The sequence below is a fragment of the Marinobacterium litorale DSM 23545 genome (assembly GCF_000428985.1).
Classification (GTDB): domain Bacteria; phylum Pseudomonadota; class Gammaproteobacteria; order Pseudomonadales; family Balneatricaceae; genus Marinobacterium_D; species Marinobacterium_D litorale.
The window spans coordinates 82,982-100,585 of sequence record NZ_AUAZ01000010.1; the positions used below are offsets into that span (position 1 = coordinate 82,982).

General features: G+C 54.8%; 8 protein-coding genes. 6 read left to right on the forward strand and 2 right to left on the reverse strand.

Annotated features, from left to right (window positions below; genetic code table 11):
• The 5 genes from G403_RS24935 to G403_RS22910 all read left to right on the forward strand — a co-directional run bounded on the left by G403_RS24935 (nt 1) and on the right by G403_RS22910 (nt 10,884).
• The gene (locus tag G403_RS24935) at nt 1-3,642 is read left to right on the forward strand and encodes a response regulator (RefSeq protein ID WP_027853914.1); all 3,642 of its coding nucleotides are present in this window, start codon (nt 1-3) and stop codon (nt 3,640-3,642) included.
• 151 nt (nt 3,643-3,793) lie between these two features.
• Entirely contained in the window at nt 3,794-4,795 is a 1,002-nt protein-coding gene (locus G403_RS0110240) for a substrate-binding domain-containing protein (protein ID WP_084404004.1), read from the forward strand.
• Nucleotides 4,776-7,586 carry a GGDEF and EAL domain-containing protein gene (locus tag G403_RS22905; protein WP_169719898.1) on the forward strand — a complete coding sequence of 937 codons (2,811 nt, stop codon included), beginning with the start codon at nt 4,776-4,778 and terminating at the stop codon, nt 7,584-7,586. The genes G403_RS0110240 and G403_RS22905 overlap by 20 nt, the downstream gene beginning before the upstream one ends.
• A 117-nt stretch (nt 7,587-7,703) precedes the next feature.
• The gene (gene folD / locus G403_RS0110250) at nt 7,704-8,579 is read left to right on the forward strand and encodes a bifunctional methylenetetrahydrofolate dehydrogenase/methenyltetrahydrofolate cyclohydrolase FolD (RefSeq protein WP_027853916.1); all 876 of its coding nucleotides are present in this window, start codon (nt 7,704-7,706) and stop codon (nt 8,577-8,579) included.
• 130 nt (nt 8,580-8,709) lie between these two features.
• Nucleotides 8,710-10,884 (forward strand): sensor domain-containing diguanylate cyclase, encoded by a 2,175-nt coding sequence (locus G403_RS22910; protein ID WP_156899677.1) that lies wholly within the window; start codon nt 8,710-8,712, stop codon nt 10,882-10,884.
• An 85-nt stretch (nt 10,885-10,969) separates the two neighbouring features.
• Here G403_RS22910 and G403_RS0110260 read toward each other — a convergent pair whose 3' ends face one another.
• Nucleotides 10,970-11,530, reverse strand: coding sequence for a hypothetical protein (locus G403_RS0110260; protein WP_027853917.1), 561 nt, complete (start codon nt 11,528-11,530; stop codon nt 10,970-10,972).
• 327 nt (nt 11,531-11,857) lie between these two features.
• On the opposite strand from G403_RS0110260, the gene G403_RS22915 reads away from it, so the two are divergent.
• A complete protein-coding gene (locus tag G403_RS22915) occupies nt 11,858-14,692 on the forward strand; it encodes a bifunctional diguanylate cyclase/phosphodiesterase (protein WP_051298853.1) in 2,835 nt (944 codons plus the stop codon).
• Here G403_RS22915 and G403_RS22920 read toward each other — a convergent pair.
• Complete coding sequence (locus G403_RS22920) at nt 14,680-17,553, reverse strand: EAL domain-containing protein (RefSeq protein ID WP_051298855.1); 2,874 nt, start codon at nt 17,551-17,553, stop codon at nt 14,680-14,682. The genes G403_RS22915 and G403_RS22920 overlap by 13 nt on opposite strands.
• Between the last annotated feature and the right edge of the window lie 51 nt (nt 17,554-17,604).

Below are 17,604 nucleotides of genomic sequence, written 5' to 3' on the forward strand. Positions count from 1 at the left end.
ATGTTTAGTCAGCTCCAACGACCAAAGCACCATTCTCTATTAGCTCGGCTGCTTTGGTTCTCCCTGCTGATGCTTGCGGTTGTGACACTGCTAATCGGCCTTTTGGTGAACTACGTAGTTTCCGAGGATAACCTGAATAAGGCCATTAATCAGCAATCCATCTGGAATGATATCGCCGTACGGAAAATCGATGAGGCACTCATAGAACGTGTGAAGCGCCTCGAACAACTCGCTCAGCTGCTGAGTGATGAAAATGGGCTCAAATCCGGTGAGGAAATCCAGTCGATCCTGGATTCTCGCCTTTGGCTTCATGGCGCGTTCAATAGTGGGTTACTGGTCGTTGATCGCACCGGGCGTGCCATCTTTGACTCCCCAACCCTAGAAGGATTAGTCGGCCTGCAACTGGATGACCGGGCCTATTTCCACGTCGCTCGGGATACTCGTAAACCCTACATCTCTAAACCATTGATCGGGCGAGTCACCGGCAACCCCTTCTTTGTGATCAGCGCCCCAATCTTCGATGGTGCAGGAGCGTTTGAAGGAATTGTGACGGGCAATACTCGGCTTCGCGAAGATACCGTGCTTACGTCGGTTTCAACGCTAGAGGTTTCTGAAGAAGACGGTATTTACGTTCTTGATGCTGAGGAGGGGCTGATTGTCGCCTCATCCGACCCATCACTCGTGATGGCTTCACTAGATTCCGTCGCAGATATCGATGTTGTCCGTCAGGCAATTGCCGGTACTTCTGATGGGCGGGCGACCTCTTTTGCCGGTGAGGAGGTGTTTTTCAGTGCTTCTCAACTTGAGACCACGGGATGGTTGGTGATTAACACCACTCCGGTAGAGAGTTGGCTCGGCGCGTCGGACGCATTAGTGCGCCAGATTGTATTCGTTTCATTGGTCAGTCTGGGGGTCGTGGGAGCGATTACTCTGGTCTACCTGCGTCGGCAACTTAAGCCTCTTAAGTTAGCGGTCGAAGAACTAGATCAGATTCAAATTGGTGAGGATAGCCAAACCCAAGCGTTAACCGTGACAAGCAAAGATGAAGTTGGCCAACTGGTTTCGGCCTTCAATCAAGTACTGGATCAGCTTGATCAACAGAAAGGCCTACTTTTGCGGGCGAGAGAGCAGGCAGAGCAGGCGAATGAAGCCAAGTCCCAGTTTCTGTCCAGTATGAGTCACGAGATACGAACGCCTTTAAATGCTGTAATCACACTGGCCGGAATTCAACTTGATCACACCGACGATTCAGAAGGGCGTGTACGTCTGACAAAGGTACAGCGTGCCGGTGAGGAGCTGATGGCGATGGTTGAAGATATCATCAGTTTTATCGAATTGGAGCGAGGGGATATTGAAGCCAGCGTACAAACCTTTGAGCTTGAAGCTCTGTGTACTGAGCTGGGCCATCAATTTGGTGGAGCGGCCTCGGAAAAGGGCCTTGAACTCCTGATATCTGTGGATCCAGACGTTCCAGCGTGGGTCGTGGGGGATAAGCGGCATTTAACGCAAGTGCTCAGCCATTTGCTCAGTAACGCTGTCAAGTTTACCGAAGAAGGCAGTGTCGTTCTTCGGATTGGTAAGGAATCTGAAGAAAAAAATCGAACTCGGTTGCGTTTTGATGTGAAAGATACCGGTTCAGGTATGACTAAAGAGGAGGCCGAGCGCCTGTTCGCAGTCTTTGGTCAGTTAGATGCTAGCCACACGCGTGCGGCTGGAGGCATTGGCATAGGATTGGCCCTCAGCCAACGTTTGGTACAGTTGATGGGTGGAAAGGGTGTCGAACTATCCACCGAAGCGGGCAAAGGCTCCACCTTTGAGTTTGCGCTAACAGTCGAACCGGCGCTAAAAGGACATAATGAGAGAAAAAACGCTCCGACACCCATAGATGGCTGCTCGGTGCTGGTTGTGGATGATCAGGCGATATCCCGTGAGATATTAAGGAGTATGCTTGAAGAGTGGAGCATCGATGTCGATGAAGCTCAGTCTGGCGAACAGGCGATTGCCACGGTAACTGCAACGCTAGAGCGGGAGAGGCGGTATGATGCCATCCTCATGGATTGGGAGATGCCGGGCATTGACGGGCTCTCAGCGTTGAGGGCTATCCATGATCTTTATCAAGCGCCCGATAATACGGAAAAAATGCCCGCCTTGCTGATGGTCTCGGCGCATGATTTGAACCAGATCGGTTTTGGCGACAATGACCGTTACCCGTTCTTACATAAACCGGTAACTCGGTCCGGCTTGTTTGATGCTCTTAATGGGCTGGACTACTTCAGAGCCTTGTCGGCAGCATCGGAGAACGCAGAAACATCGAGCGATGATCTGGTGCTGGTGGTCGATGATAACAAGACCAACCGGGAGGTCATGGGCGCATTGCTGGACAGCTTTGGCCTCAAATATCGGCTTGCAGAATCCGGAGCTGAGGCTATCACGCTGCTAAGTGAAGAAGCATTTGACCTGGTGTTGATGGATATCCAGATGCCGGATATGGATGGGTATGAAGCGACCCGACAGCTCTTGTCCATCCGCCCAGGCACACCCGTGGTGGCTTTGACCGCCGCTTCCCTTGAGAAAGGCCGTCAAGAGGCGTTAGATGCTGGGATGGTCGACTTCCTGACGAAACCGGTAAATCGCGGCCAGTTTAAACAAGCATTGGGACGTTTTGTGACACTCAGACCGATCTCCAATGAAAAGAGTGCATGCCCTTCACCGAAAGAACTAAAGCACCGACCGGAGGTTGGGCCTGCACGCATCCTCTTGGTAGATGATGAACCGATTAACCTTAAAGTGTTGGCTGGCGGGTTGAGCGCTGAGTACCGTTTACAGGTTGCTAACTCCGGTGAAAAGGCGATTGAACTAGCGCGGATAGAGCCCCAGCCCGACCTTATATTACTGGATATTCTCATGGTGGGAATGGATGGTTATGAAGTCTGCCGGTTTCTGAAAGCCGATCCCCATACCCGGCACATCCCTATCATTTTTGTATCCGGATTGAACCAGTCCTATGATGAAGCAAAAGGGCTGAATCTGGGGGCCGTAGATTATATTGCCAAACCATTCGAAATGGCCGTCGTTAAAGCGAGAATCAAAAAGCAGCTGGAAGCAAAAGAGAAAAACGAGCTGTTGGAAAAGATGTCTTATCTTGATGCGCTAACGCACGTAGCGAACCGGCGACAACTCGATGCTGTGTTAGAAAAAGAGATTAAGAGGCTTCAACGCAATAGGGGTGAGTTGGGAATAATCATGTTGGATATTGATTACTTCAAACCCTATAACGATAACTATGGCCATGGCCAGGGAGACGAATGCCTCAAGCAGGTCGCTCAGCGGCTTCAGTCTGTCATCAACAGGCCGGGTGATCTGTTCGCACGATATGGTGGAGAGGAGTTTGTTGCACTGCTACCGGAGACGGGTTTGGAAGGAACCAAGAAGCTTGCAGAAGCGATGCGTCAGGCGGTAGAGGAGCTAGCAATTCCCCATGAATACTCGAACGTAGCGCCTTACGTAACGATTAGCCTTGGGGGTATCGCGAAGTTGCTTACTCGGGATGATAATAAAGAGATCCTCTTAAAGTGGGCCGATAAGGCGCTCTATAGGGCTAAGAGCCGAGGGCGAAACCAAGCCGTGATCGATACCAAGTAATTTTTCATGGTACTGAAACGCCCCGGGTTTCTTGGGCGTTCAGTTGTCTGTTGGTAGGTCATCGCTGCAAAATGGCACCAATCACTTGACGTGGTTCATGACTGAAAGGGTAGTATAGCTCTATAAGTTGTTGTTGATATGAGGTCTTGCAGTGACCCGGCCTGTTGTTCGCTCGTTTTGGCAAAGCTGCGTTATAGCGCTGGTTGTATTCTGCGTATCATCTCCTTCCTTTGCTGATCCTGTCCGCCTGGCCTACCTGGTTTCCGATCTTAGAATCCCTTTCTGGAATATTATGCGCGGTGGTATTGAGGCCCGGGCTTCAGCGTTGGGCTATGAGCTCAGCGTTTTCAGTGCGCAGAACGATACCAAGCGCGAGCTTCAAAACGCGGTGCAGGCACTGAGCAGTGGCATCGATGGTTTGATCCTTTCGCCGACCAACTCTTCCTCTGCGGTCACGCTACTCGGCTTGGCGGAAGAGGCTGGAGTGCCGGTGGTTATAGCGGATATCGGAACCGAGGCCGGAACGTATGTCAGTTATATCGAGTCCGATAACGAGCAGGGTGCTTTTGAGTTAGGCCGTATCCTCGTCAAGACGCTGAATGCCCGGGGCTGGAGCGAGGGTGGCGTCGGCATCGTATCGATACCGCAGTCACGCGAAAACGGGCGAGCGAGAACGCGAGGTTTTATCCAGGCGCTCGAAGGATCAGGGTTTGATACGGCGGGTATCCGCCAGCAGGTGGATTTCTCCTACCGTGAAACATACGCATTGAGCCGTGATTTGATGGCTCAGCATGAGCGATTACGTGCCATCTGGCTTCAGGGGTCGGACCGTTACCAGGGGGCACTGGATGCGATTCGTGATGCCGGCAGGGAGGGCGAAGTCCTGCTGATCTGCTTTGATGCCGAGCCTGAATTTATCGATATGATCCGTGATGGGTCATTGGTGGCAGCGGGTATGCAGCAGCCACGTCTGATGGGCGCCAAGGCGGTGAGTGCCTTGGATGATCATCTCAAGGGCCGGGTTGTGCCGGAACGCCAACAGGTGCCGGTGCTGGCCGTATCGCACGATAACCTTGAGCAATTGTTACCCAGGATACGACGGAATGTATTAGGGCTGGATGTTGAAGGCGCTGATGCAGTTTCGCAACCCTAAGCCCCGTTCTCTTGTCGGTTCTCTGGCCCTTTTAACAGCGCTGAGTGTTGCGCTGGTTACGTCGGTATATGGGGTGTTTTCCTATCAGTCCCAGAAGCACCGAATTGTCTCGGATATGCATACCGATGCGCAGGCGAGCCTGAAAAGCCTGTCCGAGAATAGCCTACCGTTTATCGAAGCCTATGCGCCCCGTGAGTACGAGAAGCTCGTCCAGACTGAAGCGCGTATCAATCACTATGCAGCGATCATTTTGGAAGATTTCAAAATGGGCGAAATTCTGGGCCGGGAGCGTTTTGTTACCGGCCAGGTGCGCCGTGCTGACGGGGATTATGCGGCCTATTCCGAAGCCGATGTAGCCCATCGGGAGAGCCTTGAAGACAGTTACCTGAAAGAGCAGGTGGATCTGGTTCAAAGCGATGGTGAGATCGTAGGGACGCTAACCATTTATATGGATGACGCGCAGATTCGTCAGAAGCTTGATGAGGTTTTGTATAACACCCTGCAAAGCAGTCTGTTTCTGGCTGCGATTCTTATGGCGTTGCTGACCGTCTTTTCCCGGCGTGCTGTGATTCGACCGTTGCAGCAGGTTGCCGAGATTCTAAAAGAACGGGACGAAGACGGCATACCCACCGGGAAGCTGCCCCGGGTTGAGTATCGCGAAATCGCTGCACTGACAAAGATTATGAATGCCATGCTGGAGGTGATCCGCCACGCCCGCAAAGTGACCGAGGAGGAGCGTATCCGGTTACGCGCGGTGCTGGAAGGGACGCATGTGGGAACCTGGGAGTGGAATGTTCAAACCGGAGCGGTGGTTTTTAATGCGCGCTGGGCCGAGATCATCGGCTATACGTTAGAGGAACTGGAACCGGTTTCAATCGAGACTTGGACACGCTTCTGTCACCCGGATGACCTGAAAGAGTCTGAGCGACTGTTAAAAGCGCATTTTGCAGGGGAGGCGGATTACTATCGATGTGAGGCCCGTATGCGACATAAAAACGGGCAGTGGGTCTGGGTTCTGGATCGCGGGCGCGTCAGTCAAAGGACTGCGGATGGCGAGCCGCTGATGATGTATGGCACGCATCAGGATATCACTGCACAGAAGGAGACGGAGAGCACGCTTCGTCAGGCAGCCAGTGTATTCGAGCATGTCCGAGAGGGCATTATGATCACCGATGGCAACGGTCTGATTCAGGATGTGAACGCCGCTTTTAGTCGTATTACCGGTTATTCGATCGATGAGGTGAGAGGGTGTAACCCGCGCCTGCTCAAGTCAGGGCGTCAGAGTGACAGGTTTTACGCATCGATGTGGCAGGCGCTGCAAAGTGAAGGCTACTGGAGCGGCGAAATCTGGAACCGGCGTAAAGGCGGTGAAGTTTATCCGGAGTTGCTCACCATCAGTGCGGTACACGACGCGGACGGCAACCTTCAAAGCTACGTCGCGTTACTGGCCGATATCTCCCGGTTAAAAGAGCATGAGCGCCAACTGGAACAGCTGGCTCACTATGATTCGCTGACAGGTCTCCCCAATCGTTTGATCCTCTCGGACCGGATGCGAAAAGCGATGTCCCAGGCGCAGCGCCGAAAAGAGATTTTGGGTGTTGCCTTCCTCGATCTGGATGGCTTCAAGTCAGTGAATGATCAGTACGGTCATGACGTGGGAGATCAGCTGCTTATCGTAATGGCAGAGCGGGTGAGCCATACGCTGCGTGAGAGTGACACACTGGTCAGGTTGGGCGGCGATGAATTTGTCGCGCTTTTGCCCGATCTCGCCGACACCGATCACTGCCTGGCTATCCTGAGGCGCATGTTGTCCGCCGTCTCTCATCCGATTCATGTCAGTGGCTATCAGGTTCATGTGTCCGCGAGTATTGGTGTGACCTTTTATCCTCAGAGCAGTGAGGTCGATGGGGATCAATTGCTGCGTCAGGCTGATCAGGCGATGTATGAGGCCAAGTTGGCGGGCAAGAATCGTTATCATCTGTTTGATACGGCGCGTGATCGTACACTGCGGGATCAGCACCAGAGGGTTGAGCGGATTCGCCAGGCGCTGAACGACGGCGAGTTCCGCTTGTATTATCAACCCAAAGTGAATCTGCGAACCGGACGGGTGGTCGGTGCGGAAGCCCTGATCCGTTGGCAGCATCCGGAGGATGGGCTGCTGTTACCGGGCCAGTTTCTGCCGGTGGTGGAGAACGATCCGTTGATGTTCGATATCGGTGAGTGGGTGCTCTGCTCGGCACTTCAACGAATGGACCTCTGGCATCAGCAGGGCATTGACTTGGTTGTCAGTATCAATGTGTCGGCCATTGAGCTGCAGATGCCGGGTTTTGTCGAGCAGCTTCGCGCGGCCCTGAACCGTTTCCCGGACTTGGATCCTTCTTTATTGCAGCTCGAAGTGGTTGAGACCAGCGCTCTGGAGAACTTACGGCAGGTATCCCAGGTGATGCATGATTGCCTGGAGATTGGGGTGTCGTTCGCCATTGATGATTTTGGCACCGGCTACTCGTCGTTGGCCTACCTGAAAGGACTTCCGGCTCAGGAGCTGAAAATTGATCAGAGCTTCGTCCGCGAGATGCTCCATGACCCGGAGGATCTTGCCATTCTGCGGGGCATTGTCGGGTTGGCGGGTGCCTTCGGAAAACGCGTGATTGCCGAGGGTATGGAAAGCCAGGAGCATGGCAGCGCGTTGCTGGCGCTTGGCTGCGAGCTGGCCCAGGGATTCGGCATCGCGCACCCCATGCCGGAAGATCAGCTGCCGGACTGGATAAATCAGTACCATCAGCGGCATTGACGCGATAAGGGTGCGATATCGCCTCGGAACCGGTAAAATTGCCCGCCATTCAGATGTCGCCTTTAGCGGTGGCCGTAAACTTGAGGCGCGGAGTGATTGGGCTCCGAGGAGAGAGGTGTGAGCGAGACCCAGAATACAGTGGATAAGCGTATCGATGGCAAGGCCGTTGCGGCCGGGCTGCGCAAAGAGATCGCCGAGAAGGTGAAAGTCCGTCGCGACAAGGGGTTGCCGGCACCGGGGTTGGCTGTTGTGCTGGTGGGTGAAGACCCGGCATCCCGCGTTTATGTGGGCAGTAAGGTCAAGGCCTGTGAAGAGGTCGGCTTTTTATCGCGTAACTATCACCTGAGCGTAGATACCTCCGAAGCAGAGCTTTTGAGCCTGATCGATGAGCTGAATGCCGATGACGCGATCCACGGTATCCTGGTTCAACTCCCCCTGCCGGAACAGATCGATGTTCAGTCGGTGATTGAGCGCATCAATCCGCACAAGGATGTGGATGGTTTTCATCCCTATAACCTTGGCCGTCTGGCGGGCAAAGCCCCGACTCTGCGTCCCTGCACCCCTTACGGCTGTATGCGCCTGCTCAGTGCCTACGGCATTGATCCGATGGGTAAAAAAGCGGTTGTTATCGGCGCCTCCAACATTGTGGGGCGCCCCGTTGCGCTTGAACTGTTGATGGCGCGTGCCACGGTTACCGTCTGCCACTCCAAAACTCAGGACTTGCCCGCCGAGTTGGCTGATGCCGATATCGTTATTGCCGCTGTGGGTATTCCCAAGTTCGTCAAGGGTGAGTGGCTCAAGCCTGGCGCGGTTGTGATCGATGTTGGCATCAACCGTAACGAAGCCGGTAAGTTGGTCGGCGATGTGGACTTTGATGCCGCCTATGACCGTGTATCCGCGATTACGCCGGTACCCGGCGGTGTAGGGCCGATGACCATCGCCTGTTTGCTGCAGAATACACTGGAAGCCTGTGAGGCTATTGAGAACGCCTGAACCATCTTGTATCAGGAGGCCCGGTTGCTGACGCGACTGGGCAGCGCACCCCGATAGCGCTAACATGGCGTATTACCCCGGTGTAATGGAGCCCGGTTTTCAGGGAAGTGGGGTGCAGTAGGGGAATGATGTGACCACGACCAGAACAGATGGATATGTGGCGCCGGAGGCAGAGGTTAGTGCCGAGGGACTGAGCCAGATACTGCGGCTTCAGCAGGAGATTTTCCGGCAGGTATCGGAAAACGAAAACTACAGGGACATTCTCGACTCTGTATGCCATATGGCTGAAGCCTTGCTGCCGAATGCGCTGGCGACGATCATGTTGTTGGACCCACTCAAGGATCATATGGATGTCTGCAGTGCGCCAACGGTGCCCGAAAACGGAAAAAGGGCGTTGGCGGGGCTTAAGCCCGGCCCCGAAAGCGGTTCCTGTGGTAATGCGGTCTATCTGAACGAACCGGTTTTCGTTCGCGATACATTCACCGACCGGCGCTGGCGGGGGCTGCGCTCGCTGGCTCGGGACTTCAACCTCTGTGCCTGCTGGTCGATGCCGATCCGTGATCTGGACGGACGTGCCCTGGGCTCCTTCGCCCTTTCATCCTTTGAACATCGAGAACCGTCCGCCTTCCATAAGTTGCTGCTGGAGGTGGGTGCTTCCCTGATTGGGATGCTATTGCGTCATCAGTCTCAAGCCGAAGCGCTGGATGCCAAACAGCGACGTCTGGAGTTGCTCGCCACAGCACTGCATAACTCGGCGGAAGGGATGATCATTACCGATGCAAACAACCGGATCCTGGAAGTAAACCCGGCGTTTGAGCGGATTACCGGTTATGAGGGCTGGCAGGTACGCGGCATGCGGCCTTCGGTATTCCGGTCGGGCGCTCACGGTGCTGAGTTTTATCGCAATATGTGGGTATCGCTGCTCGCGGATGGCCACTGGAGTGGGGAGGTGATTAACCGGCGTCGGGATGGCTCCCTGCTCACGCAGTGGCTGACCATCAATCTGGTGCGCGATGAAACCGGGCGCGTCGTCAATCATGTGGCTGTTTTTACCGATTTAACCGAGCTCAAGGCGGAGCGCGAGCAGCTGTTGCGAGCGCGCGAGTATGATGCACTGACCGGGCTACCCAACGCTGCCAGCCTGCGTCTGCTGGTTGGGCAGGAAACCCAGCCGCAGTCGCTGCTACTCCTTAACGTCAACAACTTCAGTTTCATCAACTCGGCCTACGGCGTGAAAGTGGGAGATAATCTGCTGCGGGTGGTGGCCAATGAGCTAACCAGAATCGACAGCGGATGTACCGTATTCCGGATTGACGCCGATCAGTTTGCTCTCTACGTGCGCTTGCTCGAACCACTGGAGCCTATCGTAGCGCGCATCCAGCGACATTTTCAGTCCCGCGTTCTGAGAGTCGATGAACTGAGTTTCCATCTCACCTTTAACTATGGCGGCGCGACCGGCACACAGGACCTGCTCCGCCACGCCATGATGGCGCTTAAGGCCGCTCGTTCCATGGGAAAAAATCGGGCGCATATCTTTGACCCGGATGTGGATGAGTCGCGTCAGCAGCACCGTCTCGATTATGTGCAGTGGAATACCTGGCTGCACCAGGCACTGGAAGATGGCGGGTTACAACCCTGGTATCAGGGGATCCGGGATAACAACACCGGCCAGATCAATAAGTATGAAGTCCTGGCCCGCGTCGAACATGATGGCCGGGTATACGCGCCCGGTGCGTTTATCTCGGCGGCCCGGCTGGCCGGTTTGTTGCCTGCGTTAACCCGCCAGATGATCCGGGGCAGTTTTGCCTGTATGGCCAGGAATACGGCTCAGTTCGCTATCAATATCAGTGACGAAGATCTGGACCTGGGGTACCTGGGGCGGTTTCTGGACAGGATGGCGCTTCAGTATGGTGTGGACCCGGGGCGGGTCATCCTGGAGATTCATGAGGGGGTTTCCAGCGGTGCGGCGCGTAGCAGTATCGCGCAGTTGCAAGACTTGAAGCGTCGTGGTTACCAGCTGGCGATTGATGACTTTGGGGCTGAGTACTCGAACTTTGAGCGCATCATGGAGCTGGATGTGGATTACATCAAGATTGATGCCCGGTATATCAAGGATATCGATACCAACCCACGAAGCTATGAGATCACCCGTGCGATCGTGTTTTTTGCCCGCAATGCGGGGATTGCCACTGTCGCCGAGTTTATTCACTCACCGGAGGTCCAGGCCGTTGTGGAGGAGCTGGGTATCTCTTACTCCCAGGGTTTTCTCTTCAGTGAGCCCGCCGCGCGACCGGCGTTTGTTTGAGTCAGTCCATTCCAGGCCTAGAAAAGACGGGCTCCCCTCCGTATGGAAAGGAACCCGTCGGTGCTTTGGCTGCCCGAGATCCGTTTTAGACCGGACCGCGTGCGGACTTCTTGATTTCGATAGTCTTGCTCAGCGCCGCGTCCAGTGACAGTTTCTCGCCTTTGGCGCGGAAGCTCTTCATCTCATCTCGCAGTGTAACCAGCTTGTCACCGGCTGACTGGCCCTTGAAGTCACTCTTTTCAAGCGCCAGCTCTTCAATCGCTTCGTTCCAGGGAATACCTTCATCCAGCGGGATCAGAGAAAAGGATTTGCCGGCAGCCTCAAGGACCATTGGGTCTGCGATGTTGCGAACGAAGATCATCGACTGCATCTCGTCGGCGAAGTCACCGCTGTATTTCTCCAGAAGGGGCTCCATCAGAGCCAGATCGTTCAGAAGGCCTACCAGCAGGCTGATCTTTTCATTCTCCTCCAGCACAACGGCGCCGAAAAGCAGCGAAATGGGCGGCTTGCGGCGGCCCTGAGCGTCAGCTACATCGCCTTCCTGGATAACCAGTTCGCCGCGATAAGCGGTGCCACCGTTGCTGGTGGACTCGGTAAAGTTTGTGTTGAACAGCAGGGACTGTTCTTCATAGTTCTTCAACAGCATCGTCGTGATCCTCGTTCCAAATCTGCTTATCCGTAGCAAGAACCTGGCCGACCCACGTCTATTCGCTAACTCTTTGTAATGTATGAATTATGGGGAATGTCGCAAAAGTGACAGTGAGGTCATTTCGTGCTGTTTGTCATGATTGCTACAGCGGGGGCGATATATTGTCGCAGGTGGGCCACACTGGAGGTGGCGCAGGCTATCCTCAGGTCATAAAAGTTGTTAAATTGATCGAGTTCGCCTCGCGCCCAAGGTGCGAAGGCTGTAGGTGGCATGGATTGCTGTATATAAGGGTTTCCGGAACTCGTCCGGTTCACGTGATATTTCATGCCGTTACACCTGAGCGCACGCAAGTTTATTCGCTATCAAACCTGGGGCTTGACCCTGGCTGTAACGCTGATGGCGCTTCTTCTCCTCACCGTATACCTGGTAAAAGACTGGTATGAGAAAGACCAGTATCTGAACGATATCTCCAGCCGTATCACAGCAGAAAGCAAGGCCTTGCTAAGCCAGGAAATGGACTCCGCTATTTCCGATATCTTGTTTTCGTACCGGCAGGCGGAACGCAGATTGATGGAGGAGTCCAAGGCGCAGGTCGATCAGGCCTGGGCCGTGGCTCAATCTATCCAAGCCCGAAGTGATAACGCTGAGCAAGCTGCCGTGCTGATCCGTGAAGCGTTGCGCGATGTCCGCTTCTTTAATGGCAGAGGCTATTACTTTATCGATGACCTTGAAGGCCGGTGTGTGCTTCTTCCGACGGCTCCGGATCTTGAAGGTACGTCATTGATGGATAATCGGGATGATACCGGCCACTACATCATGCGCGGGCTGCTCAATGCGGTGGATAACGCTGAAGGTGTCGGCTATTCCCGCTATCGCTGGTATGCGCCGGGTAGTGATGAAATGCGTGACAAGATCGCCTATGTGCGTCGATTTGAGCCTCAGAACTGGGTGATTGGTACCGGAGACTACGTCTATAAATTCGAGCAGGATATTAAGGCGGAGGCCCTGGAAAGGCTGCGCGAACGGCGTTTTGGTGATAGCGGCTATTTCAGTGTGATTGATGATCAAGGGCAGTTGCTGGTAAGCCCCGGTTTTAGTCAGTTACAAGGCAAGTTTGTGCATGAGCAGCGGTCTGAATACCGGAGAGTCGGCGAGTTAATACTGGCAGCGGCCTCGGAAGAGGGGCGGTTTGTCGAGTACAGCTGGTACCGTCCCGGATCGGACAGTATGGAGCCCAAGCTTTCGTTGGTTCGAGAGCTGCCGGAGTTAGGCTGGATTATGGTTGCCGGTGTGTACCGGTCAAATTTGGCCTCGCTAATAGCGCAAAAGCGCGAACAGGCGAAAGAGGACTTCTGGAAGCATCTTCGTAACGTAATCCCGGCGTTTATTGTTCTTCTTGTATTGGGCCTTGCGCTTGCTCTGGGATTATCGCGTTGGCTCAGTCGTCTGTTTCATCTTTATCAGAGCGACATCGATCAGCAGCAGTCTGCGTTACGGGATAACGCGGCCCAGTTGAGTATCGCGGCGCGGGTTTTTGACACGGCAAGCGAAGGGATGCTGGTGATCGACGCCAAAAGGCGGATTGTTACGTCGAACCCGGCGCTTTGCCGGATGACCGGGTACAGCCTGGTTGACCTGAAAGGACGTGATCCGGAGCTGTTGTTTGGAGCGGGGGACAACCTGTTACAAATTCAGAAGGCGCTCGATACCCAGGGGCATTGGGAGGGCGAGTTGTGGAGTTTTCACCGGGATGGATATGAAGTTCCGGTCTGGCTGTCGATCACCTGTGTTCATGATGAGCAGGGTGAGCCCGTAAACTACGTGGTGACGATGATCGATATCACCGAGCGTCGGCGTAGCGAAGAGCAGTTACGCCAGCTCGCCGAGTTTGATCCGCTGACCGAGTTGCCGAATCGTCGTTTGCTTCGCAACCGCGCCGAACAGGCGTTGAGTGATGCAGCCTCTAACGGGTCTCCACTGGCAATGATGTTTATCGACCTGGACAGGTTTAAAACCGTTAACGACTCATTGGGCCATGAGGTGGGGGATGAGCTGCTGCAGGTTGTGGCGGGACGGCTCAATGCGGTCGCTGATATGACGCATATGGTCAGCCATCTGGGGGGGGATGAGTTTGTTATCTTGCTACCGAAAGGGGGAGACGCTCGGTACCTGTCCCAGCTCGCGCGCCGTTTTAACACGCTGATCAGTCAACCCATGCACATACAGGGCCGTGAGATGACGGTCACGGCCAGTATTGGTATCGCGGTCTATCCCCAGGATGGGGAGGATTACCCACATCTTAGCCGTAATGCGGATGCGGCGCTCTACCATGCCAAGGAGTGCGGCCGGAACACCTATCGGTTTTATACCGCCGATATGAATGCCCGGGCCAAGGAGCGCTTGGGCATGGAAAACGCGCTGCGCCGTGCACTTAAGGATGATGAGTTCCGCGTCTTTTACCAACCTCAATGGTCTTTGAAGACTGGACGGCTGACAGGTTTCGAAGCGCTGATTCGTTGGGAGAGTGCGGATTTTGGGCGTGTAGCGCCGGATCAGTTTATCCCGTTGGCCGAGGAGACCGGCCTGATCGTTCCGATCGGTCGCTGGGTTTTAGAGACGGCTTGTTGCCAGGCGCGGATATGGCGGGAGCGCAGCGGTGAGGAATTGACTATCGCTGTCAATGTGTCAGCGTTCCAGTTTACCGACGAACTGACGACGCAGGTGGCGCGGGTGTTGGCGGAAACCGGGTTGGCGCCACAGGCACTGGTGTTGGAGCTCACCGAGAGTACATTGATGCAAGACCCGAAGATGGGTGCGCGTCGGTTGCAGTCACTGAGAGCCCTGGGGGTCCGGATTGCACTGGATGACTTCGGTACCGGTTATGCTTCGCTGGCGTATCTGAAAGACTTCCCGTTGGATGAGCTTAAGATTGACAAGGTGTTCACCGACGGGGTTCCGGGCCGTGCCCATGATGAGGCGATTGTCCAGGCCATCATCGATATCGCGTCTAACCTTAAACTGGAGACGGTGGCTGAGGGCATCGAGACAGAAGCGCAAGCACGCTTTATGGCCCGGGTGGGATGCTCAATGGGCCAGGGTTATCTTAAGGCGCGTCCGCTGCCGCCCGATGAAGCCTGGGACTTTTTTCAAAGGGAGTGATCGATTGCCCGGGGCTCGATCAGACGCTCCATCACGCTGATTAGCTGGTCCAGGCTCTGCCTTAGGGGGGAAACCATGCCGCGTGCGGGGGCAAGGTGCTCCCGGTTTAGTAAAGAGAGTATCTGGTCCGTGATCTGGTGATAATGATCATGACAGCTGATCAGATCGCTCATGATCGGATGAGAACCATATCGCTGTTCCCCGGTTTCCTCCAGCCATTGATCAAAGCGACAGGCGTGGGAGTCAGGGGGATTTCCGAGGCCCTCGGACAGATAGGCTTCCAGCGAACGCACCCACGCGCGTTGCTCCACAATCGCGAAAAGGATGGGGAGGTCATCGTCATTGATGCGTGTGCGTCCGTTCCAGCTGGGGTCGGGGCGCCAGCGCGCGATCCATCCCGGTATTTCATCGCCGGGCATGGGGCGGGCGATGCCATATCCTTGGGCAAGGTGGCAGCCTAAAGAAAGCAATACGGCGCCTTGAGCCGTCGTTTCCATGCCTTCAGCAATGGTTTGTCGATGAAAGGCGTCGGCCAACCCCTGAACGCCTTCAAGAATAGTCAGGTCCTCGGGATCGTCCAGCATGTCGCGCACGAATGTCTGGTCGATTTTGAGTATTTTTGCCGGCAGGCGCTTTAAGTGGGTCAGTGTGGAGTAACCGGTACCGAAATCGTCCAGAGCAAACTCCACGCCCAGATCCGCGCAGCGGGTGATGATCCGGCTGATCTCTTCCACATCTTCGAGCGCGCCGGTCTCCAGAATTTCCAGCTCCAGGTCCCCAGGACTCAGTGCCGGGTGGCGCTCAAGACATTGTTGCAGCGTCTCCATAAAATCGGGCGCACAGAGCTGACGGTTATCAACATTAACGCTGACTGGCAGGTGCAGCCCTTCATAAATCCAACGCTCCGCTTGTGTGGCGGCGGTTTCAAGGACCCAGCGGCCCAGCTCCACTGATACGGGGTCGTCGGCAATGGCCGGTAGGAATGTGCCGGGCAGGAGCAGACCACGCTCCGGATGTTCCCAGCGAATCAGTGCTTCGACGCCGATAACCTGCCCCGTACGGAGGTTAACCTTGGGCTGGTAATGGAGCCGAAATTCCTCCCGGGCGAGGGCGAGGCGTATGTGCTCGATCTCCTCGTGATGTCCTCGGACGGCACGGTCACGCTCGGAGTCGAACAGCGCAAAACGGTTTCTTCCCGATTGTTTTGCGAGGTACATCGCTTGATCCGCTTGCCGGATCAACTGATCGCCATCGACGTCAGTGAACTGTGGAAAAAAAGTGACGCCAATGCTGGCGCTGACTTTTACTGTGACATTGCCGATGTCGACAGGTACAGAGACCACATCCAGCAGACGCTCCATTACTGGCGTGGCCTCTTCAGGGTGTTCGAGATCCAGGAAGACACCGATGAACTCGTCGCCTCCAATTCGAGCCAGCGTATCGCCTTCGCGGAGGCAGCGATTGAGGCGCTGGGACAGAATCGAAAGTAATTGATCCCCCAAGGCGTGCCCGAACTGATCGTTAACCTCCTTGAAACCGTCCAGGTCTAGATAAGCCACAGCAACCTGTGTATTCCGGCGCTGACACTGTGTCATCGCCTGGTGCAGTCGGTCGGATAAAAGCGAGCGATTGGGTAGCTTGGTTAACGGGTCGTAATGGGCGATATGTTCGAGTTGAGCCTGCTGTTCTTTCAAAGCGGTTACATCGGAGAACAGGGAAACATAGCGGATTATTTTGCCCTGGTTATTACGCACCGCACTGGTAGTCTGCATGGCCGCGTAAACACTGCCATCTTTGCGACGGTTCCAGATTTCGTCATGCCATTGCCCGTCCGTTTCCAGCGTTTTCCTCATAGTGGCGTAAAACGCGTCATCATGTCGCCCGGAATGAAGAATGCTGGTGTTTTGTCCGATGATCTCTTTTCGTTGGTATCCGGTGATATCACAGAAAGCGTCATTGACGTCCAGGATCGAGCCATCTGCCTGGGTGACCAAAATACCTTCTTTGGCGTGCTCAAATACGCTGGCTGATTGGCGCAAACTGGCCTCTGCCAGCTTTCGCTCGGTAATATCCTCAATGATGCCTTCAAAGAGTACGTTCCCTGTCGGATCGACGCGTTTGCGTGCGGTAACCGACCCCCACAGTGGTGTGCCGTCCAGCCGGACCAGCTCGATTTCGCGGCCATGTATTTCTCCTGCCGCGATTAGATCATCGCTGAGCTGTTGGCGCTCTTCCGGGTTACGGTAGAGTTTGACGACGGGTTGTTGAATAAGAGTCTGGGCTGAGTCAGCTCTGAACATCTGCACCATTGCCTGGTTCACTTCCACGAAGCTTCCATCGGCTCCGGGTGCATTTCGGTATACGCCAATGGGCAGGGCTTTAAAGAGATGTTTGTACTCTTTGAGGTGGTCTCTGTACTGATTTGCGAGCGTGACATCGTGAATGATCGAATGCAGGTATTGCTTGCCACCGATCACGATGGGGCCGGAGTAAACCTGAACATCCCGAACTTCGCCATTGGCCAGTTTGTGTTGGAATTCGAAGTAACGACGCTCTTCACTTCGAGCACGCCGCATCTCGGCCTCAACATCCGATCTGGACAGTTGATTCAGGTCCTGAACTCGGTGGCACCGGATCTGATCAAGGGTGTAGCCGTAAAACCCCAGAGCGGCAGCGTTTGCATCAACGATCAGCCCTGAATCCGCGTCGATCAGGAGCTTGGGTGCGGTATTGCGGTGGAACATCTCTTGGTACAAGAGGTCACCATTGAGTGCGTCCAGAGTCTGTTGCGGGAGTGAGGGGCTTGTTTCGCTCCTCTCAGCTGTGGCCAGTAACTGGGGTTGAGCCGATGGCTTGGTCATCCGACAAAGAAGCTCCGGTTTCAGATACGCCAGGGTATTTTGTAATGGCAC

Coding starts and splice junctions, on each gene's coding strand:
- G403_RS24935 (WP_027853914.1), top strand. CDS start 1: ATGTTTAGTCAGCTCCAACGACCAAAGCACCATTCTCTATTAGCTCGG.
- G403_RS22905 (WP_169719898.1), top strand. CDS start 4,776: ATGCAGTTTCGCAACCCTAAGCCCCGTTCTCTTGTCGGTTCTCTGGCC.
- G403_RS0110260 (WP_027853917.1), bottom strand. CDS start 11,530: ATGCTGTTGAAGAACTATGAAGAACAGTCCCTGCTGTTCAACACAAAC.
- G403_RS22915 (WP_051298853.1), top strand. CDS start 11,858: ATGCCGTTACACCTGAGCGCACGCAAGTTTATTCGCTATCAAACCTGG.
- G403_RS22920 (WP_051298855.1), bottom strand. CDS start 17,553: ATGACCAAGCCATCGGCTCAACCCCAGTTACTGGCCACAGCTGAGAGG.